This window comes from Caldimonas sp., from assembly GCF_046289365.1.
In the GTDB taxonomy this organism is placed as follows: Bacteria; Pseudomonadota; Gammaproteobacteria; order Burkholderiales; family Burkholderiaceae_C; genus Caldimonas.
In genome coordinates this window covers 12,891-32,891 of sequence record NZ_JBKBVU010000007.1, presented here as the reverse complement: position 1 = coordinate 32,891, position 20,001 = coordinate 12,891, and the positions used below count along the sequence as shown (strand labels likewise).

Annotated in this window: 16 protein-coding genes, 2 tRNA genes and 2 pseudogenes; 12 read left to right on the top strand and 8 right to left on the bottom strand. The window is 64.1% G+C overall.

What is annotated here, in order from left to right; all coding sequences use genetic code 11:
- The first annotated feature begins 69 nt into the window (after positions 1 to 69).
- The 3 genes from ACK42S_RS01605 (at position 70) to tssA (ending at position 1,541) form a co-directional block, all read left to right on the top strand.
- Positions 70 to 145, top strand: a tRNA-Gly gene (locus ACK42S_RS01605).
- A gap of 113 nt (positions 146 to 258) precedes the next feature.
- A tRNA-Cys gene (locus tag ACK42S_RS01600) sits at positions 259 to 332 on the top strand.
- 162 nt (positions 333 to 494) lie between these two features.
- Complete coding sequence (gene tssA, locus ACK42S_RS01595) at positions 495 to 1,541, top strand: type VI secretion system protein TssA (protein WP_409702555.1); 1,047 nt, start codon at positions 495 to 497, stop codon at positions 1,539 to 1,541.
- On the opposite strand, the gene arsB is transcribed toward tssA, so the two are convergent.
- From arsB to ACK42S_RS01580, 3 genes and pseudogenes are all read right to left on the bottom strand, one after another.
- The gene (arsB, locus tag ACK42S_RS01590; RefSeq protein WP_409702553.1) at positions 1,530 to 2,618 is read right to left on the bottom strand and encodes an ACR3 family arsenite efflux transporter; all 1,089 of its coding nucleotides are present in this window, start codon (positions 2,616 to 2,618) and stop codon (positions 1,530 to 1,532) included. The two genes, tssA and arsB, sit on opposite strands and share 12 nt — an antisense overlap.
- A 20-nt stretch (positions 2,619 to 2,638) precedes the next feature.
- Positions 2,639 to 3,133, bottom strand: a complete 495-nt coding sequence (locus ACK42S_RS01585) for an arsenate reductase ArsC (RefSeq protein WP_409702569.1) — start codon at positions 3,131 to 3,133, stop codon at positions 2,639 to 2,641.
- Positions 3,134 to 3,283: 150 nt separating this feature from the next.
- Positions 3,284 to 3,562: pseudogene (locus tag ACK42S_RS01580) on the bottom strand (ArsR/SmtB family transcription factor); the annotation flags it as partial.
- Between the two features lie 247 nt (positions 3,563 to 3,809).
- On the opposite strand from ACK42S_RS01580, the gene ACK42S_RS01575 reads away from it, so the two are divergent.
- The 8 genes from ACK42S_RS01575 to phoR all read left to right on the top strand — a co-directional run bounded on the left by ACK42S_RS01575 (position 3,810) and on the right by phoR (position 13,232).
- A complete protein-coding gene (locus ACK42S_RS01575; protein WP_409702551.1) occupies positions 3,810 to 4,790 on the top strand; it encodes a PstS family phosphate ABC transporter substrate-binding protein in 981 nt (326 codons plus the stop codon).
- Between the two features lie 90 nt (positions 4,791 to 4,880).
- A complete protein-coding gene (locus tag ACK42S_RS01570; protein WP_409702549.1) occupies positions 4,881 to 5,483 on the top strand; it encodes a hypothetical protein in 603 nt (200 codons plus the stop codon).
- Positions 5,484 to 5,559: 76 nt separating this feature from the next.
- Positions 5,560 to 7,821 (top strand): ABC transporter permease subunit, encoded by a 2,262-nt coding sequence (locus ACK42S_RS01565; protein ID WP_409702547.1) that lies wholly within the window; start codon positions 5,560 to 5,562, stop codon positions 7,819 to 7,821.
- Positions 7,822 to 7,839: 18 nt separating this feature from the next.
- Positions 7,840 to 9,495: a phosphate ABC transporter permease PstA gene (gene pstA / locus ACK42S_RS01560; RefSeq protein WP_409702545.1), complete on the top strand. Its 1,656-nt coding sequence runs from the start codon at positions 7,840 to 7,842 to the stop codon at positions 9,493 to 9,495.
- Between the two features lie 42 nt (positions 9,496 to 9,537).
- Positions 9,538 to 10,383: a phosphate ABC transporter ATP-binding protein PstB gene (gene pstB, locus ACK42S_RS01555; protein WP_409702543.1), complete on the top strand. Its 846-nt coding sequence runs from the start codon at positions 9,538 to 9,540 to the stop codon at positions 10,381 to 10,383.
- Between the two features lie 23 nt (positions 10,384 to 10,406).
- Complete coding sequence (phoU, locus tag ACK42S_RS01550; protein WP_409702567.1) at positions 10,407 to 11,114, top strand: phosphate signaling complex protein PhoU; 708 nt, start codon at positions 10,407 to 10,409, stop codon at positions 11,112 to 11,114.
- Between the two features lie 32 nt (positions 11,115 to 11,146).
- Entirely contained in the window at positions 11,147 to 11,854 is a 708-nt protein-coding gene (gene phoB / locus ACK42S_RS01545; protein ID WP_409702541.1) for a phosphate regulon transcriptional regulator PhoB, read from the top strand.
- A gap of 13 nt (positions 11,855 to 11,867) precedes the next feature.
- Positions 11,868 to 13,232, top strand: a complete 1,365-nt coding sequence (phoR, locus tag ACK42S_RS01540; RefSeq protein ID WP_409702539.1) for a phosphate regulon sensor histidine kinase PhoR — start codon at positions 11,868 to 11,870, stop codon at positions 13,230 to 13,232.
- On the opposite strand, the gene ACK42S_RS01535 is transcribed toward phoR, so the two are convergent.
- From ACK42S_RS01535 to trxA, 5 genes are all read right to left on the bottom strand, one after another.
- Positions 13,220 to 14,560 carry an MATE family efflux transporter gene (locus tag ACK42S_RS01535; RefSeq protein WP_409702537.1) on the bottom strand — a complete coding sequence of 447 codons (1,341 nt, stop codon included), beginning with the start codon at positions 14,558 to 14,560 and terminating at the stop codon, positions 13,220 to 13,222. The genes phoR and ACK42S_RS01535 overlap by 13 nt on opposite strands.
- Positions 14,561 to 14,566: 6 nt before the next feature.
- The gene (locus ACK42S_RS01530; RefSeq protein ID WP_409702535.1) at positions 14,567 to 16,210 is read right to left on the bottom strand and encodes a hypothetical protein; all 1,644 of its coding nucleotides are present in this window, start codon (positions 16,208 to 16,210) and stop codon (positions 14,567 to 14,569) included.
- 165 nt (positions 16,211 to 16,375) lie between these two features.
- Positions 16,376 to 16,636, bottom strand: coding sequence for a type B 50S ribosomal protein L31 (locus tag ACK42S_RS01525; protein WP_409702533.1), 261 nt, complete (start codon positions 16,634 to 16,636; stop codon positions 16,376 to 16,378).
- A 200-nt stretch (positions 16,637 to 16,836) separates the two neighbouring features.
- Entirely contained in the window at positions 16,837 to 18,099 is a 1,263-nt protein-coding gene (rho, locus tag ACK42S_RS01520; protein WP_409702531.1) for a transcription termination factor Rho, read from the bottom strand.
- 258 nt (positions 18,100 to 18,357) lie between these two features.
- Positions 18,358 to 18,687 (bottom strand): thioredoxin TrxA, encoded by a 330-nt coding sequence (gene trxA, locus ACK42S_RS01515; protein ID WP_409702529.1) that lies wholly within the window; start codon positions 18,685 to 18,687, stop codon positions 18,358 to 18,360.
- A 131-nt stretch (positions 18,688 to 18,818) separates the two neighbouring features.
- Here trxA and ACK42S_RS01510 point away from each other — a divergent pair.
- A pseudogene (locus ACK42S_RS01510) lies at positions 18,819 to 20,001 on the top strand (hypothetical protein); the annotation flags it as partial.

Here is a 20,001-nt window from a genome sequence, read left to right as displayed (position 1 = left end):
ATAATGCGAGCTTCTGCGAAACGCTGAAGACTTCAAAGACGAAGCCAGCAGCGAATCAAAGAAAACAGTGCGGGAGTAGCTCAGTTGGTAGAGCGCAACCTTGCCAAGGTTGAGGTCGCGAGTTCGAGACTCGTCTCCCGCTCCAGATGCTGAAAGGGAAGCTTCTTCAGATCTCCTTGATCCAAGCAGCTTCCCTTTTTCATTGGTAGCATTCGTTGCCGATGACCGGCTCCGGCCCTGCGCAGGAGCCGCCCCCAGGGCGGGGTAGCAAAGTGGTTATGCAGCGGCCTGCAAAGCCGTCCACGCCGGTTCGATTCCGGCCTCCGCCTCCATCTCCCCTTCCATTGTCCCCGTCCTGAGCGGCCTCGTACGGCCCGCAGGTATCGCTGCGCTGGGGGCCCCCGTGCTTGCGGGTTTCGTCGCAATTTGTAGCGATTGCAATGCGGGGGTTTCAGTATCCTGCGCGTCTTGTGGCTGGAACCTGAACCTTGTGCATGGACGCCCGTCTGATCGAACCCCTGTCAGCTGACCGACCCTGCGGCGAAGATCTCTCGTTCTCTGGCGAGTTCGACGCCATCCGCGAGATGCGGCGCGAAGATGACCCGAGCCTCGACCAAGGGGCCTGGGTCACGGCCCTGAAGGTGGCCGACTGGCCGGGCGTGGAGGCCTTGTGTGCCAAGCTGCTGGCCGAACGCAGCAAGGATTTGCGCCTGGCGATGTGGTGGACGGAGGCTGCAGCCATGCAACGCGGCTACGCCGGCCTGGCCGAAGGCCTGGGGCTGTGCGTCTCGCTGTGCGAGCGCCACTGGGACCACCTGCATCCTTTGCCCGAGGAGGGGGATGCCGCGCAACGCATCGGCAACCTGGCCTGGCTGCTCCATCGCATCGTCGGTCTGGCCCAGGAGCTGCCGATCACGTCGGCACGCCACACCTTGCGAGATCTGGCGTCGGCGCGACAGCTCCAGCAGCAGATGGAACGCCATCCCGACGAGGCCGCTCAGCTCGCCGAAGGGCGGCTGACGATGGAGCAGTTGCAGCGTGCCGTGCGCGAGACGCCGGCGCCGCAGTTGCTGGCCGTCGAGGCCGCGGCACGGGCATGCCTGGACCGCCTGGCGGCCTTGCAGGCGCTGTGCGACGCCCGGCTGGGCGAGGAGGGCCCGAGCTTTGCCGCCGCGCGCGAGGCCCTGGACGCTGCCGCCCATGAGATGGGCCGGCTGTGCAAGGGCGCTGGGCTGCTGGCCGATCGCGCGCCGGAGGTCTCGGTCGATCCGACGGCACGGGGGGGCGAGCCGTCCGAGCCGCTGCCGATGCCGCCGACAGCGGGGCTGCACAGCCGCGAGCAGGCCCTGCGGCAGCTGCGCGAGGTGGCAGCCTTTTTTCGTCGCACCGAACCCCACAGTCCGGTGGCCTACCTGGCCGAAAAGGCGGCGCGCTGGGGTGAGATGCCCCTGCATCAATGGCTACAGGTGGTGCTCAAGGATCCAGGCGCGCTCGCTCATGTCGAAGAGCTGTTGGGCGTGGACCAGCCTTCACGCCCCTGAAGAAGGGCACTGATCGGAGCCCCGGTTCGCTGCGAGGGATCGACCGGCTGCGGCGTGATGCTGCGCGAACCAGTGACGGGTGCGGTTTGCGAATGCCACCAGGGAGAGCATGACCGGCACCTCGACCAACACGCCCACGACGGTGGCCAGGGCTGCGCCCGAATGCAGACCGAACAAGGAGATGGCCACGGCCACCGCGAGCTCAAAGAAGTTGGATGTGCCGATCAAACACGCCGGAGCGGCGATCTCGTACGGTAATCGCATCCAGCGTGCTGCTGCGTAGGACAAGGCGAAAATGCCGTAAGTCTGCAGCAGCAGCGGAACGGCGATCAGTGCGATGACGGCCGGTTGCCGGACGATCGTTTCGGCTTGCAGCGCAAAGAGCAAAACGACGGTGGCGATCAACCCGGTCACGGAGGCCGGTTTGAGTGTGGCCACACGACGAGCGAGATGGTCGGCTCCGCCTGTGGTCAGCCAGGTGCGGCGGGTCAGAATCCCCGCCACCAAGGGCAGCACGACGTAGAGCAGCACCGACAGCAGCAAGGTTTCCCAGGGGACGACCACATCCGTGACGCCGAGCAAGAACGCAGCGATCGGCGCGAAGGCGAAGACCATGATCAGGTCGTTGACCGACACTTGAACCAGGGTGTAGTTCGGATCACCTCGCGTGAGCTGGCTCCACACGAACACCATGGCGGTGCAAGGCGCCACACCCAGCAAGATCATGCCCGCGATGTATTCGTTGGCGCTTTGTGGGTCGACCCACGGCGCAAACAGGTGTTGAAAGAAGAGCACACCCAAGGCGGCCATCGTGAAAGGCTTGATGAGCCAGTTCACCGTCAAGGTGAGTAAAAGCCCTTTGGGGCGTGCGCCCACATCCCGCACGGCGGCAAAGTCGATCTGGATCATCATGGGATAGATCATGATCCAGATCAGCACGGCCACGACGAGGTTGACGTGCGCCACCTCCAGGCGGGCGATCCACATAAATACGCCTGGAGCGGCCAGCCCGAGGGACACCCCCAGGGCGATCGCCAAGGCGACCCAGATGCTCAGGTAGCGTTCGAACACGCCCATCGATGTCTTCCCGCAAGAGTTCAGGACTGGGCCAGCCGGCGGGCGAGAGCCGCGATCGCGCCGCAATCGGTCTCGGGTGAAGTTTGCGCAATCAAGGCCTCGATGCGCTGGCGTAGGGCGAGCATCGTGCCTTGGAAGGCCTCAAGGCGGGTGGCTTCGTCGCCTGCGACCGCCGACGGATCGGGATAGCCCCAGTGGACCGTGACTGGATGACCAGGCCAATAGGGGCAGGCTTCGCTGGCCGCGTGGTCGCATACCGTGATCACCAAATCCATGGTTGGCGATTCTGGTGCGGCAAATTCGTCCCAGGATTTGCTGCGCAAGCCCTCGATCGGGATGCCAGCTTGCTCGAGAACACGAAGCGCCAAGGGGTTGGGTGCGGTCTTGGGCTGGCTGCCGGCGGAATGGGCACGAAAACGCCCCTGGCCCAAATGATTCAGCAAGGCCTCGGCCAGAATGCTGCGGGCGGAGTTGTGTGTGCACAAAAAGAGCACGTGCAGTGGTGTGGGGGTCATGATCGGGGTGTTGTCGGTGGGGGGGCAGCAGTTTGCATCCTCGCCCGTGCGGTCAGGCAGGGCGAGGTCCATCGAAGCCGATAACGAAGTCAGCTCACAAGGAGTCCCCGCGCAGCAGTGCACGGTGAGAAATTCGATCAGCTCGCGCATTTGCACGTAGCCGGCGCGGTAGACGATGTGACGACCCTGAGGCTGGGCTTGCACCAAACCGCAGTGCAGCAATTCCTTGAGATGGAAGGACAAAGTACTGGGACGGATCTCCAGCGCTAGGGCCAAGGCTCCCGGCGTGAGGCCTTCAGGGCCCGCCTGGATGAGGTGGCGGACGATCGCAAGCCGGCTCGGCTGGGCCAGTGCAGCCAGACGTACGGCCGCTCGTTGCAGCGCGGGAGCTTCGGCTTTGGGGTCTGAGATGGGCAGAGCGCCTTCCATTATTCTATCTTTCTACAAATATCGAATTATTGTCAATACGCAGGAGGCGGCGGGCCCGCTGACCCGCGGGCGCGGTGCTTCGTCACCGAACGCTCATGGTTTTGTCACATGGGCGGGCGAATCGAGCCGGCGCCGGCGGTGCCTCTCGATGAGGCGAAAGCACGCTGTCACGGACCTGTCACGATCGCCGCCTACCATGCGCCTGCGTTCTCAACCGCATCCCCCAACGATTGATTGGAGTTGACAGATGATTCTCAAGAAGCTCGCCGTCGCGATGGGTTTTGTCGCCGCGGGCCTGGCCGCGCAAGCGGCGCTCGCCCAGGCCGTGCAGGTCGATCCCGCTTTGCCTGTTTACCAGAAGGCGCCGGGTGTGTCCGGCAACTTCACCAGCGTGGGGTCGGACACCTTGAACAACCTCATGACGCTGTGGGCCGAGGAGTTCAAGCGCATCTATCCGAATGTCAACATCCAGATCCAAGGCGCGGGCTCCTCGACGGCGCCGCCGGCGCTGACCGAAGGGGCCTCGAACTTCGGCCCGATGAGCCGCCTGATGACGGCGCGCGAGGTCGAGGCGTTCGAGAAGAAGCACGGCTACAAACCCACGGCCGTAGGCGTGGCCATCGACGCGCTGGCGGTGTACGTGAACAAGGACAACCCGATCCCCGGCCTGAGCATCCAGGAAGTGGATGCCATCATGTCGGTGGGGCGTCGTTGCGGGGGCGCCAGCGACATCACCAAGTGGGGACAGGTGGGCATGACCGGCGAGTGGGCCAACCGCGACATCGCGCTGTATGGCCGCAATTCGGTGTCTGGCACCTATGGGTTCTTCAAAGACGTGGCGCTTTGCAAGGGGGACTTCAAGCGTAACGTGGCCGAGCAGCCGGGGTCGGCTTCGGTGGTGCAAAGTGTGTCGACCCAGTTGAACGCTCTGGGCTACTCGGGCATCGGCTATCGCACCTCGGGCGTGCGGGCTTTGCCGCTGTCGAAGAAAAAGGGTGAGCCGTTCGTCGAGCCGACCGCTCAGAATTCTGTCTCGGGCGCCTATCCGCTGGCCCGTGTGCTCTATATCTACGTGAACAAGAAGCCCAACCAGCCGCTGGCGCCGCTGGAGCGTGAGTTCTTCAAGATGGTGTTGTCCAAGCAGGGTCAGGAAGTGGTCGTCAAAGACGGCTTCGTGCCCATGCCTGCGGCCATGGCCAATCGCTTTCTTGCCGAGTTGACCAAGTAAGGCGGTCCAGTGGCGCTGCTTCGGGGGGCACAGGGCCACCCAAGCAGCGGTCTGAGAGTCACATTCAGGAGATACTCGATGAATCGAATGATGGGTCTGGGCGCGCTGGGGGCCGCGGTGATGCTCTTGGCTGGGTGTGCAGGGCAACCGGCTGCGCCGGCAGCTGCCGCGCCCGCGTCGCCGGCACCGGCTGCCGCGCCCGCCGCTCCTTCGTCCACGGCCTCGGCGACCTCGGCCAAAGAGTTTTATGTGGTGTTGCCCGAATCGGGGCGCATTTATGCGTTCGGTGATACCCGCAACTACATGGACTTTCTGTCGCATGGCGAGGTGCAGTTGACGCGCACGCGCATCGGTGAAGGCCCTCAGGGCCGCACGCTTGTGTTTGGAATCACATCCGACGATGTGAAGAACAACAAGCCCAGCCTGGGTGAGTTGGTGATGTCCGGTCAGTTGGAGGCTGCCCCCGATTTCTATGGTGAAGTGTTCAAGAACGGCCGCTTCTACCTGTTCGGCGAGCTCAAGGACATGAAGGACTTCATCGCCTACGGCGAGGTGCCCTACAGTTACACCGACATCGGCGCGGGGCCCAAGGGCGAAACCATCGTCTACGTGATGAACAGCCAGAGCTACAAGCAAGGCAAACCCGCCAACCGGACCGAGCGCTTCAAGGCTTTGCGCGCATCGAACGGATAATTGCCGCTTGCACAGCGCAAGAGGGTGGCGACGTGAGTCGTCCACCCTCGTTTCGTGTCAGCACAGACCCCACTTCATGAATACAGCAACCCCCTCTCAGACCGTTCTGAGCGTCAACAAGGCCATGAGCCGGCGCTTGCTGTCGGATCGCATCTTTCAGAAGGTGATGACGGCCGGCGGCATCAGTGTGATCGTGGCGGTGTCGGCCATTTTCTTCTACCTGGCCAGTGTGGTCGTCCCTTTGTTCATGCCGCCCGGTGTGGAAAACCGCAGCCAATATGCGCTGCCTGGCCCGAAAGACCAGGCGACGCTGGCGTTCACCGGTGAGGAGCAACGGGAAATTGGGGTGCGCGTCAGTGCTGAAGGGGTGTTCACGTTTTTTCGCTTCGACTCCGGTGAGCTGGTGTCCGAAGCGCGGGTGCCGGTGCCTGCGGGAGTGCGTGTGACCAGCGCCGATTTGGGCGAGCGTCGCAGCTATGGACAAGGCTTCGGTTTGTCCGATGGACGTGTGATCCTGGTCAAACAGCGCTTCGACGTGAGTTTCCCGAACGATCAGCGCACGATCACGCCGGGTTTGGAGTATCCGGTGGGCGAAGCGCCGGTGGTCGTCGATGCGCAAGGGCGCGCGATCGTCAACTTGGGCGTGCAGATCACGGACGATGGATCGACCATCGTGGCGCAAACCGACGACGGCCGGCTGCTGTTGTCGGCGGTGAGTGTCACCACGAACATGATGACGGGCGAAAAACAAAGTGAGGTGCAGCAGTCTGAGATTGGGTCGCCGCCAGCGGGCATTCGCAAGCTCATCATCGAGTCCAAGCAGCGTGAGCTGTACGTCCTGTTCGGCGATCGTGGGTTGGCGCGTTACGACTTGAGCAATAAGGAGCAGCCGCGTTTGCTGGAGACGGTCGACTTGGTGCCGGCCGGAGAGAAGGTCACCGCGATCACCATGCTCAGTGGCGGCTTTTCCATCATTCTTGGCACGGATCAAGGTCGGCTCGCGCAATGGTTCCTCGTGCGCACCGAGGGAGCCAACTTCGCGCTGCGCAAGATCCGCGAGTTCAAGCCCATGCCTGCGGAGGTTACGGCCATTGCACCGGAGTTCTTCCGCAAAGGCTTCATCGTCGGCGACGCCAAGGGCCATCTGGGCAGCTATTACGCCACGTCGCAGCGCTTGCTCTTCACGGAGAAACTCAGCGATCAGCCGTTGGTGGTTTTGGGGGTGCCGCCTCGCGGGAATGGCTACTTGGCCCTCGATGCCGCGGGACGGGTGTATTCGGCCGCGGTGGACAACCACTACCCGGAGGTGTCCTTCCACAGTTTGTGGGAGAAGGTGTGGTACGAAAGCTATGAGGAGCCCGACTACGTTTGGCAGTCCTCAGCGGCCAATTCGGACTTCGAACCCAAGTTCAGCTTGGCGCCCTTGACCTATGGCACGATCAAAGCCGCCACGTATGCGATGCTGATTTCGGTGCCTCTGGCCATCCTCGGCGCCATTTTCACCGCTTACTTCATGACGCCGCGCATGCGCACCCTCGTCAAACCCACCATTGAGGTGATGGAGGCCTTGCCGACCGTTGTGCTGGGCTTTTTGGCGGGATTGTGGCTGGCGCCCTTGGTGGAGAACAACCTGGCCGGTGTGCTGTTGTGCATCGTGTTGCTGCCCGTCTCGATGGTGGCGGCCGCTTATGTCTGGCATCTGTTGCCTGCTTCGGTGACCGGCCGTATTCCAGCCGGTTGGGAGGCGGCCTTGTTGATGCCGGTGCTCGTTGGCGTGGTGTGGCTCATCTTCCAGATCGGCCACCCCATCGAGGCCGCGTTTTTCGGGGGGGACATGCCGCATTGGCTGAGCACCGAGCTGGGCATCACGTATGAGCAGCGCAACTCGCTCGTGGTGGGGATTGCCATGGGGTTCGCGGTGACGCCCACGATCTTCTCGATCGCGGAAGACGCGATCTTCAGTGTGCCCAAGGCCTTGACGTCCGGCTCCTTGGCGCTGGGGGCGACGCCTTGGCAAACGCTCACAGGGGTGGTGCTGCTGACGGCCAGCCCCGGCATTTTCTCTGCGGTGATGATCGGCTTGGGACGGGCCGTTGGTGAGACGATGATCGTGCTGATGGCCACCGGCAACACGGCCGTGATGGATTTCAGCATGTTCACGGGCTTTCGCACGCTGTCGGCCAACATCGGGGTGGAAATGCCGGAGGCGGGCGTGGGTGAAACGCACTACCGCTTGTTGTTCCTGTCGGCGCTGGTGCTGTTTGCCTTCACGTTCTTCGTCAACACAGTGGCCGAGCTGGTGCGTCAACGCCTGCGTGAGAAGTACAGCAGCATTTGACGGGGGAGGGCACACATCATGAAAGACTGGTTCAAGAGCGGTTCTCCCTGGATCTGGCTGACGGCTGGGGCTGTGGCGGCTTGTGTGTTGGCGGTTGCTGGCGTGCTGGCGCTGACGGCTTTGCGCGGTCTGAATCACTTCTGGCCCAAGCCGGTGATGGAAACCACCTTCGTCGAGCGTGACGGCTCACGGGTCGGTCTCATTGGTGAGATCCGTGAGCGGGAGGAAGTGGCCACCCGTCGTTTGCGCGAAGCGGGTTTCAACATTCCGGGGGAGGCGAATTTCTCCGAGCGGGTGCTCGTGAAGATGGGCAACCGCGATGTCACCGGGGTGGATTTCCGCTGGTTTCCCGTGCCCTTGTTGGGCGAACTGACGTACCCGAAAGACATTGTCACGATCGAGCGTCGCGAATGGGGCAACTTCTATGGGCATCTCGTGGCCGTAAAAGAAGCCGGCCAAGTCGTCGCCAGTGGCGAGGCAGCCTGGCCTGAGCTACAGCGGCGTGTCCAACGCGCCAGCGAATTGTTCGATCGGATTCACCAGATCGAAAAATACGATATCGGGCGCGTGAACTACGAGCTGGAGCAGTTGCGCCTGAAGCAGCGCCGCTTGGAGTTGCGTCATCAGCTCACCGAGGTAGCAAAGGCCGATATCGAACGTCAGCGTGAAGTGCTCAATGGCCGCTTTGCCAAGCTCCAGGACGAATTGCGCGTGCTGCGCGAGCAGATCGGCCGCGATTCCTTGGTCGGTCGGGTGATGAGCGGGCAAGAGGTCGAGGTGAAGCTGGCCAATGTGGCCGATGCCTACCGGCCCAATGCCATGGGTCTGTTCGAGAAGATCGCACACTACGTCCGCAAGTTGCATGAATTCATCTGGGATGATCCCCGAGAGGCCAACACCGAAGGGGGTATCTTCCCGGCGATCTTCGGCACCGTGCTGATGGTCTTGCTGATGTCGGTGATGGTCACGCCGTTGGGCATCATGGCTGCCGTGTACATGCGCGAGTACGCCAAGCAGGGCCCCCTGATCCGCATCATCCGCATCTCGGTGAACAATTTGGCCGGCGTGCCGTCCATCGTCTACGGGGTGTTCGGTCTGGGCTTCTTCGTGTACTTCCTGGGGGGCAACATCGACCGGCTGTTTTTCCCGGAGGCCTTGCCAGCTCCGACCTTCGGCAGCCCCGGCCTGCTGTGGGCGTCGTTGACCTTGGCCATTTTGACGTTGCCGGTGGTCATTGTGGCCACCGAGGAGGGGCTGTCGCGCGTGCCACGCTCCGTTCGCGAAGGCAGCTTGGCACTAGGCGCGACGAAGGCCGAGACGCTGTGGCGCACGGTGCTGCCGATGGCCAGCCCGGCGATGATGACCGGCTTGATCCTGGCGGTGGCCCGTGCTGCGGGGGAGGTGGCGCCGCTGATGCTGGTGGGCGTGGTCAAGCTCGCGCCGTCCCTGCCACTGGATGGCTATTTCCCTTACCTGCACCTGGAGCGCAAGTTCATGCATTTGGGCTTTCACATTTACGACGTGGGTTTCCAAAGCCCCAACGTGGAGGCGGCCCGTCCCTTGGTGTACGCGACGGCTTTGCTGTTGGTGGTCGTGATCATGGGCTTGAATCTCGCGGCGATCCGGCTGCGCAACCGGCTGCGTGAGAAGTTCCGCGGTCTCGACTCGGTTTGATGTGACAGTGCTAGATTCTTTTGGATGTCTGGAGAAAACCCGATGAACGCCTTCACCGAAGCCGCTGCGCCGCGGGTCACGATCGAAACGGCCGTGCCTGCTGCGGCTGCCCCCACGCGTCCCGTCTCTGATCACGAGGCGGCGCTGTCCGTCAAGGGGTTGAATCTCTTTTATGGGGCCAAACAGGCGCTGTTTGACGTGTCGATGGATATCCCGCGGGGGCAGGTTGTGGCCTTCATCGGGCCCAGTGGTTGCGGCAAATCCACGCTGCTGCGTTGTTTTAACCGGATGAACGATCTCGTCGACAACTGCCGCGTGGAAGGCCAGATCCTGCTCGACGGCAAGAACATCTACGACCGCAGCGTCAACGTGGCCCAATTGCGCCGCCGTGTGGGCATGGTGTTTCAAAAGCCCAATCCCTTTCCGAAATCGATCTACGAGAACGTGGCCTATGGTCTGCGGCTTCTGGGCGTGAAAAACCGCGCTCAGCTCGACGAAGTCGTGGAGCGTTCTTTGCGCCAGGCTGCACTATGGGACGAAGTCAAGGATCGGCTCGATGCCAGCGGGCTGAGTCTGTCTGGTGGTCAGCAGCAGCGTTTGGTGATTGCACGGGCTGTTGCGTTGGAGCCTGAAGTGCTGCTGTTGGACGAGCCCTGCTCGGCGCTAGACCCGATTTCGACCGCAAAGGTCGAGGAGCTGTTGCATGAACTGAAGTCGAAGTACACGATCGTGATCGTGACTCACAACATGCAGCAAGCTGCTCGGGTCTCGGACTACACCGCCTACATGTACTTGGGCAAGTTGATCGAGTACGGTGCGACCACCGAGCTTTTCATGAAGCCGCAGCGCCGCGAGACCGAAGACTACATCACCGGTCGTTTCGGTTGACCGCTACCGATCGAGAGGATGCTATGAGCGACAAACATATCTCCAGTCAATTCGATGCCGATCTGTCCAGCATTTCGACGCGAGTGCTCGAAATGGGGGGGCTGGTGGAATCGCAGGTGGCCCAGGCCGTCTACGCCCTCACGAATTTCAGCGGGGAGACCGCTTCGCAGGTGCTCACGCTCGAAGAGCGGGTCAACGGCATGGAAGTGGACATCGACCATGACCTGTCCATCATCATCGCACGCCGACAGCCCACCGCACGCGATCTACGCCTGTTGATCGCCATTTCCAAGGCGATCGGCAACCTTGAGCGCGTGGGCGACGAAGCCGCACGCATCGCGCGCACGGTGCAACGCCTCATCAATGGTGGCGTCTCCAGCCGGATGCGCTTGCCTTTGTCCGATATCTCGTTCGAAGCCGGCTTGGCGACCCAGCAGTTGCGCAGCGCGTTGGACGCTTTCGCGCGGCTCGATGCGGTGAAAGCTGCCGAGATCATCAAAGCCGATCCGCGTATCGACGAGGAGTTCGATGGTCTGATGCGCAAGCTCATCACTTACATGATGGAAGATCCTCGGACGATCTCTGCGAGCATCGATCTGGTCTTTGTGGCCAAGGCGATTGAACGGGTGGGCGATCACGCCAAAAACTTGGCCGAGCAAATCATCTATGTCGTCAAAGGCACCGATGTGCGCCACAACCCCGTCGAGTCGCTCGACCAGGTGGTGCGCTGAGCGGGTAGAGCTTCGCACGAAAGGCAAGAACGATGACCTTGGCGTCCGTGTTGGTGGTGGAAGATGAATCCGCCATCGCCGAACTCATCTCTTTGAATCTGCGTCATGCCGGCTATGAGGTGACGCTGGCCTCCAGCGCCGACCAGGCCGAACTGGCGATTTCCAAGGTGTTGCCCGATCTCGTGCTGCTGGACTGGATGTTGCCAGGGGAGTCCGGCTTGTCGTTGGCCAAACGGCTGCGCAGTCAAGAACGCACCAAGTCCTTGCCGATCATCATGCTGACCGCGCGTGGCGAGGAAGTAGACCGTGTGGCGGGGTTGGATGCGGGTGCTGACGATTACATCGCCAAGCCTTTTTCCACCAACGAACTCATGGCCCGCATCCGGGCGGTGTTGCGGCGCAAGGCGCCCGAAGCGCTGGATACGGTGGTGGAAGTGGGGGGCTTGCGACTGGACCCGTCCACGCGCCGTGTCTCCCGTGCAGGCCAAGAGGTCAAGGTCGGACCCACCGAGTTCAGACTGCTGCATTTCTTGATGACGCATCCGGAACGGGTGCATAGCCGGGCTCAGTTGCTCGATCGGGTTTGGGGCGACCATGTCTTCATCGAGGAGCGCACGGTGGATGTGCACGTCAAGCGTTTGCGCGAGGCGCTATCCACGGTGCAATGCTCGTCGATGATCGAAACGGTGCGTGGGGCCGGCTACCGTTTGACTCAGCACACCCAGACCACGACTTCTTGACGCCTCACCGATCATGAATTGGTGGATTCCTCGCGCCTGTGCCGTGGTGGGCGCGGCCGTTGGCGGTGGAGTGTTGGGGTATGTGTTGGGCGACAGCCTGTACTGGCATTGGCTGGGCTTGCTTCTGGGGATGACCTCAGCCGTGGCCGCGGTGGTGTTTTTCGATACCATGCGCGGCTATCGTGTGCTGGGTTGGTTGAGGGATGATCAAGGCCGGCCGGCCCCCGTAGAAGTGGGTCTTTGGGGCGAATTGGCGTATCGCATCGAGCGTGCCATTCGTGCCAGAGAGGCCACGCTGTCTCAGGAACGTTTGCGCTTGACGCAATTTCTGGCCGCGATCGAAGCCTCGCCCAATGGGGTCATGCTGCTCGACAAGGACGAGCACATCCAATGGTGTAACCGCGTCAGTGCCGAACACTTGGGCATCGATCCGGGACGCGACATCGGTCAGCGGGTTACCAATCTCGTACGCACGCCAATGTTCGTCGACTACCTGCAAGCGGGAGATTTTTCCCTACCGGTGGTCTTCGTCAGTCCGAGAGATCAGGTGACCTTGTCGGTGCTGATTCGCCCCTATGGCGAGGGCATGAAGCTGTTGCTGTCCCAGGACATCACCGAGCGCGAGCGCGCCGACATGATGCGCCGCGACTTCGTGGCCAACGTATCGCATGAAATTCGCACACCGCTGACGGTGCTGTCGGGCTTCATCGAAACGATGACGAATCTGCCCCTCACTGAGGTCGAGCGCAAGCGTGTATTGGGCTTGATGGCGCAGCAAACCCAGCGCATGCAAAGCCTGGTGACGGATTTGCTCACCTTGGCTCAACTGGAAGGCAGTCCAAGGCCACCGACGGATTTGTGGATTTCGGTCGCCAAATTGATGGACTGCCTGCATGCGGATGCGACGAGCTTGTCTCAAGGCAAGCACGAGTTGCGTTTTGTCTTGCAAGACGCTGCCGAGGTGGCGGGTGCCGAGACCGAACTGCTCAGCGCAATGGGCAACCTGGTCAGCAATGCCATCCGCTACACGGCCCCGGGCGGACGCATCGAGGTCCGTTGGGAGGTGCTACCCAGCGGAGAAGGACGGTTTGCCGTGCGTGACACCGGTATCGGAGTGTCCAAGGAGCATCTGCCGCGTCTGACCGAGCGGTTCTATCGCGTCGATGGCAGTCGATCCCGCGAGACGGGAGGCACCGGGTTGGGCTTGTCCATCGTCAAGCACGTGGTCCTCCGGCATGCCGGCGAGCTGGATATTGAGAGTGAACCCGGGGTGGGGTCGCTGTTCTCGATCACTTTTCCGGTGCAGCGGGTCCGGCGCTTGGGCGGAAAGCTCGAAGACGAGCGATCCGGCGCACTCGTCGACGATCACCGTTGTTGATCGCGCAAGTGCCGATACATGAGGGCCAGCACCGTGGTGACGGTGCCCAGAGCCACGAAGTTGGCGGCCCAGAATCCTTGGGCTCCCTGCAACGACTCGGGGATGTGGCCCGTGACGTTGAAGCCCAGGACCCATCCACCTCCCAATCCCAGGCCCCATAGCGACACGACATAAGCCAGCGCAGGAGCCAGGGCGATGCGAAAGGAGCGCAGCGCGAATGCGATCGTGACTTGTGCGGCGTCGAAGATCTGGTACAGGGCAATGTAGACAAAGAGCTGCAAGGCCATGGCCTGCACGGCCGGATCCAGGCTGTAGGTCGCAGCGATGGGAGCGCGCAGGACGAAGAGCACCACCCCCAGACTCATCGACAGGCCCACAGCCATGCCAATGCCCTGGCAGCCGGCAAGCCAGGCTGCCTGAGGCTGCCCGCTGCCTCGCAGTTGAGCCACCTTGGCCCCCGTGGCTACCGCAATCGACAGGGGCAGCATGTAGGCCACGGATGCGAGGTTGGCCACGATCTGATGGCCGGCCAGGGCCGTCGTGCCGAAGTGTGAGATGAACACGGCCATCAGCGTGAAGGCCGTCACTTCGACGAAGTAGCTTGCGCCGGCGGGCAGGCCCAGCCGCAGCAGTTCCTTTTGGTCCCGCCAACGGGGCCGGTCCCAGTCGCGCCACAGCCCGAACGGGGCATACAACGGGTGCCGCGAGAGCATCGTCCAGCCGACGGCCGTCTGCAGCACCAGGACGATCAGGGTGGCCAGCGCGCAGCCCGTCACACCCAGCGCCGGCACAGCGCCGCCGCCGAACACCAGCCAGGCATTGAGCGGCAGCTTGAGCGCCAGGCCGCCCAGTTGCAGCACCGTCACCAGCAGCGGCCGGGAGATGCCCTGGTTGAGTGCGCTGTAGCACCGCAGCAGCAGCGCCAGCGGCAGGCCCCAGCCCAGCCAGAACAGGTAGTCGCGCGTGCGCTGGGCCACCTCGGGCGCGACATCGGTGAGCGCCAGCAGCACTCCGGGAAAGAACATCAGCCCCATCCCGGGCACGGCCAGCGCCAGGGCCAGCCACACGCCCTGCTGGAAGGCGCGCCCCACCTGGCGCGGCTCGCCGCTGCCGTGATGCTGGCCCACCACCGGGATCAGGGCCTGGACCACGCCGGTCAGCCCGATGAAGACGCTGATGTACAGGGCCGCACCGATCGACAGCGCGGCCAGGTCCTCACTGGAGGCGCGGCCGGCCATCAGCGTGTCGGCCACACCGAAGCCGATGGTGGCGAGCTGGCCGATCAGGATGGAACCCGCATCGCGGGCGATGGACCGCCAAGCAGACATTCGGTGTCAGTCCCGGCGGTAGAGATAGGTCTGTTCGTGGCGATCCGTGGGGCGCCGCTCGGCGGTGACCAGGGTCCAGCCTGGTGGGGCCGGGGGCGGGCTGCGCCGCGGCCCGATCAGCAGGAGGTGACGGCAGACCTGCGGGTCGCCCTCCATGCCGGCCTGCACACGCAGGCCGCCCAGGGCTTCCAGGGCCGCGAGCTGGTGGCGCGGCAGCCCACTGGTGAGCACGCAGGCGTTGGCGGGCAGGTGGCGTTGCAGGCGCTCGACCAGCGGCCGGTCGCTGCGGGCGTAGTTCAGCAGCGGCAGCCACAGCGTGAGCATCAGCAGCCAGATCAGGGCGACGCCGCCGGCTGGCAGCACGAGGCTGCGCCACAGGGCTTCGCGATGCCGTCCCGTGCGCCAGCGCACCAGCCAGGCCCAGGCCAGCGTGGCGACGATGCCCAGCGACAGCGCCGTCACGGAAAAACTCGGTTCGAAGCCCGGGGCGAGCTTGGCGATGTTGGCGGCCGGCTTGGCAGGGATGCCCGTGTGCATGGCGATGTACATCACCCACACGAACAGCGCGCCGGCGGTGAAGAAACACACGGAGAACCAGTCGATCGCCGAGGCCACGGGCCGGCGCAGCGTGGGCAAGGCGAAGGCCGAAAGCACGGCCAGGGCCGGCAGGCCGAGCAGCAGCGCACGATCCGAGCCGTTCATCGCCACGCAGGCGGTCACGGCGAGGGCAGCCATCGACGCAGGCCAGGCGATGTGCCGATGCCGCAGGTGGTGGCGCCAGCGCCACAAGGTCCAGCCGGCGAGCAACCAGGCCGGCCAGGTGAACCACACGAGCAACCGCGATACCTGGGCCACGGACGGCCATTCCTGCACGCGCCAGCCCCAGGTTCCAAAGGCCGTGGCCAGCAACCCGGCCAGCAGGGCCGAGGCCAGCACCCAGGGGGCGAATGCCCGGGTGGCTTCGTAATGAGACCACCAGCATACGAGCCCGGCAGCGGCGGCCAGGGCCAGAGCCAAGCTGGGCGCCCCGCTGCCAGCCATCAGCGGCAGGGCGGCCAGCATCGCCAGACGCGGCTGCCAGCCGCGGTAGGTGCTGGCCGAGACGGCGTACAGGCACAGACCGGCGCCGGCGAGCTGCACCAGCTCAGGAGTGATCTCGTGTCCGAGCTGCAGCAGGCCCAGGCTGGCCAGGAGAGCCAGCACGGCCCCGTCGGCCACGGCCCGCGCATAGTCCACCGGATGGGCCTCCCCGCCGAAGGCAAAGGCCACCGGCTGGGCGGCTTCGGTGCGGGCCAGGTGGTAGCAGCTATACCAGGTGAGTGCCAGGGTGGTGGCCAGCAAGAGCGCAAAAGGCACGCGCGCGGCCAGCTCCGGGCCGATCCAGCCGCCCAGTGCCTGGATGAACAGCGCCCCCAGCCAGTACGGCAACAGGCCGCCGTCCGAGGGGAGCCCGGCGATTGTCGGGTGCCACCAGTCGCCTCCCTGTGCCAGGGCGTGCATGTAGCCATATGCGGTGACGTCCGCATTGCGCCAGGGATCGCGGCCGAAATGGCCCGGTAGCACATACGCAGCACACAGCAGCAGCAGCGCCAGACGGGGCAGGCGCCGGGCGGCGCGCTGCGTGACGATGGCAGGGGTGGGTTGGTTCAAGGGGGGATGGGAGGCATGCAGCACGGGCGCCATCATGCAGGAATTCGGCGGCGCCGGGGCAGGGGGCGCGCCGACCGGGCCGGAAACGAACAAGGCAGCCCGGAAACCGGGCTGCCTTGTCGGAGGGGTCGGTGCGTGCCGCAGGCAGACACCGGGAGCAAGACTTTACTTCTTGAGACCGACGCGCGCAAATTTGTTGCGGAACTTCTCGACGCGGCCACCCAGCGAGTCCACGCTCTTTTGCGTGCCGGTATAGAAGGGGTGCGTCTCGCTGGTGGTTTCCAGCTTGAACAGCGGCAGTTCGCGGCCGTCGTCCAGCTTGATGGTTTCCTTGGTGGGCGCGCACGAGCGCGTCACGAACTGGAAGCCGTTGGACAGGTCCACGAAGCACACTTCGCGGTAGTTGGGGTGAATGCCTTCTTTCATGCCGGGTCCTTTGGTCGCAGGTGCGCCGGGAGCCACGCCGAACCCCTCGGCGCACTTTCCGGAATGCGGGAAACCACACATTATACAACGCGGATCGCATTGACAGGGAGAAGCGATGCCAGCGCTCTCAACGGTCTGGCTGAAGCTCGACCGGTTCGTCGGGCGCGAAACAGTCCGCAGGGACTGTTTCTGGTCCCGACTCACCCCCCTCGGCGCATCATGTCGAAGAAGTCGTGGTTGTTCTTGGTGGACTTCATTTTGTCGAGAATGAACTCCATCGCCTCGATCTCGTCCATCGGGTAGAGGAGTTTGCGCAGGATCCAGGTCTTCTGCAGGATCTCGGGCTTGAGCAGCAGCTCCTCGCGGCGGGTGCCCGACTTGTTCAGCAGGATGGAGGGGTAGACGCGCTTTTCGGCCATGCGTCGATCGAGGTGGATCTCGCAGTTGCCGGTGCCCTTGAACTCTTCGTAGATCACCTCGTCCATGCGGCTGCCGGTGTCGATCAGTGCCGTGCCGATGATGGTGAGTGAGCCGCCTTCCTCGATGTTGCGGGCGGCACCGAAGAAGCGCTTGGGCCGCTGCAGGGCGTTGGCGTCGACGCCGCCGGTAAGCACCTTGCCCGACGAGGGCAGCACGTTGTTGTAGGCGCGCGCCAAGCGGGTGATGGAGTCCAGCAGGATGACCACGTCCTTCTTCAGTTCGACCAGGCGCTTGGCCCGCTCGATGACCATCTCGGCCACCTGCACGTGGCGGGCAGCGGGTTCGTCGAAGGTGGAGCTGATGACCTCGCCGCGCACGGTGCGCTGCATCTCGGTCACTTCCTCCGGGCGCTCGTCCACGAGCAGCACGATGAGGTAGACGTCGGGGTGGTTGGCCGTGATGGCATGGGCCAGGTGCTGCATCATCACCGTCTTGCCGCTTTTGGGCGGCGCCACCAGCAGGGCACGCTGGCCTTTGCCGATGGGGGCGATGAGGTCGATGATGCGGCTGGTGATGTTTTCGTCCGACCGGATGTCGCGTTCGAGCTTGAACTGCTCTTTCGGGAAGAGCGGTGTCAAGTTCTCGAACATGATCTTGTGCTTGTTCTCCTCGGGCGTGAGGCCGTTGACACGATCCACCTTCACCAGGGCGAAATAGCGCTCACCGTCCTTGGGCGTGCGCACCTCGCCCTCGATCATGTCGCCGGTGTGCAAGTTGAAGCGACGGATCTGGCTGGGCGAGAGGTAGATGTCGTCCGTGCTGGCCAGGAAGCTGGTCTCGGGCGAGCGCAGGAAGCCGAAGCCGTCCGGCAGCACTTCCAGCACGCCATCGCCAAAGACCTGCTCGCCCTGCTTGGCGCGCTTCTTCATGATCGCGAACATCAGCTCCTGCTTGCGCATGCGGCTGGTGTTCTCGATCTCCAGCGACTCGGCCATCTTGATGAGCTCCGAGACGTGCAGGACTTTGAGTTCTGAAAGGTGCATGGGTGGGAACCCTGGTCGGTGTGGTGTCGAAACTGGAAGAGCCCAGGCCTCGGCGAGGCGGCAGCGATGCCCTTGCGGCATGCAGCCCTGTCAGCCTGGACCGGCCGTCACCCGCGACGTCCGCGGATGCTGTATCTGGGAAGGGTGGTGAGCCGAAACTGGGCGCCGTCGATCGGGCGCAGCGGCGTGTTCAGCGACCTGTTGCCCGTTGAGCTGCGCCGGGCTTTTGGCTCCGGCGTCAGCCAACTTTGGCGCTGATTATAGATGCCCGTCGACGAAGGCCGTCAACTGGGCCTTGGACAATGCGCCGACCTTGGTGCCGGCGAGCTGGCCGCCCTTGAAGAGCATCAGCGTGGGAATGCCGCGGATGCCGAACTTGGCGGGCACTTCTCGGTTCTCGTCGACGTTCATCTTGGCGATCTGCAGACGGCCGTTGTAGTCCTTGGCCACCTCGTCCAGGATGGGGGCGATCATCTTGCACGGGCCACACCATTCGGCCCAGTAGTCCACCAGCACAGGCTTGTCGGCCTGCAGCACGTCGGCGTCGAAAGACGCATCCGAGACGTGTTTGATCAGCTCGCTGCTCATTGTTCAATCCTCGTGTGCGTCGGGCCGCCAGCCCGACAAGGCACAATGATTTTGACACAAAGCCTGTCGGCCCTAGGTTTGGCAGGGAGTCCGCGCGGCAAGGGGCCGCGTGGGTCGAATCGTTTCGATGCATGTCTTCCTCGATCCCATCCTTGCTCGAACGACGCAGCCTGCCGTGCCCGCCCGACGTGTGGGGGGCGGTGGCCATGGTGTTGCAGGACTTCGTCCGGCGGCACGGCCTGGTGGCGCGTGATCTCTGGGTGATCGTGCCCTTTGCGCAACACCTGCCCCTGGCACGCGAGGCCTGGGCCCGGCACGCCGGTGCCGGCTGGATGCCACGATTCGAGACCACCGAGACGCTGGCGGCCGCGCTGGGCCCGCGAGAGGAGGCGGCGCAGGACGTGCCCACCGGCGATGCGGTGATCGACCGCCTGGCCGCCGCGCCATTGCTGGCACGCCAGGCTTGGGCCCGGCAGACGGCCCAGGCGGACCCGGCGATGTTCCGGCACTGGGTGCGGCTGCTCGTGGACACGACCCACCAACTGATGGAAGGGGCGGCCTGCCAGCCGCCCGACCGGCGAGAGGCCTGGTGGGCCCGCGTGCAGGAGCGGCTCGAGGGCCGGCTGGCGGCCCAGGTGGCCGCCGGCGAGGTGGAGGGGGCCTTGGCACGGGTGGCCTGGGCCTGGGCGCGCCAGCGGGACACCGTCCCCACCGACGGGCTGTTCCAGGCGCAGCCCGCGGCCTGGGCGGTGGTGCAGGCCGGCGGCGCCGATGCCCTCATGGCATCGGTGGTGGCGCAGTTTTGCGGGCCGGCGCTGTGGCTGGACCTCGACCCCCCGGGGGCCGCCGGGAGCGCGCCGACGGGGCAGGCGCCGTCTCTGACGGTGTGTCAGGACGCCGAGGAGGAGGCGCAGGGGGCCGCCGCCCGGGTCTTGCGCCATGTGGCCGACGGGGAGGTGCCGGTCGCCCTGGTGGCCCAGGACCGGGGGTTGGTGCGCCGCATCCGGGCGCTGCTGGAGCGCGAACGGGTGCGCATCCATGACGAGACGGGCTGGAAGCTCTCCACCACCCGGGCGGGTGCCTGCGTGATGGGGCTGCTGCGGCTGTGCGGATCGCGTGCGTCCACCGAGGAGCTGCTGGACTGGCTCAAGAGCGGATTCGTGGACTTGCCGGGACAAGGCCCGGCGGTTCCGCTGCTGGAGGCGGCGCTGCGCCGGCAGCAAGTGGCCTGGGTGGCAGGGGTGCGGATGGAGCACCTGCCCGGACCGGGCCCAGAGAGGTTGAGGGAAGCGACAAAGGAAGGCAGAACAACGA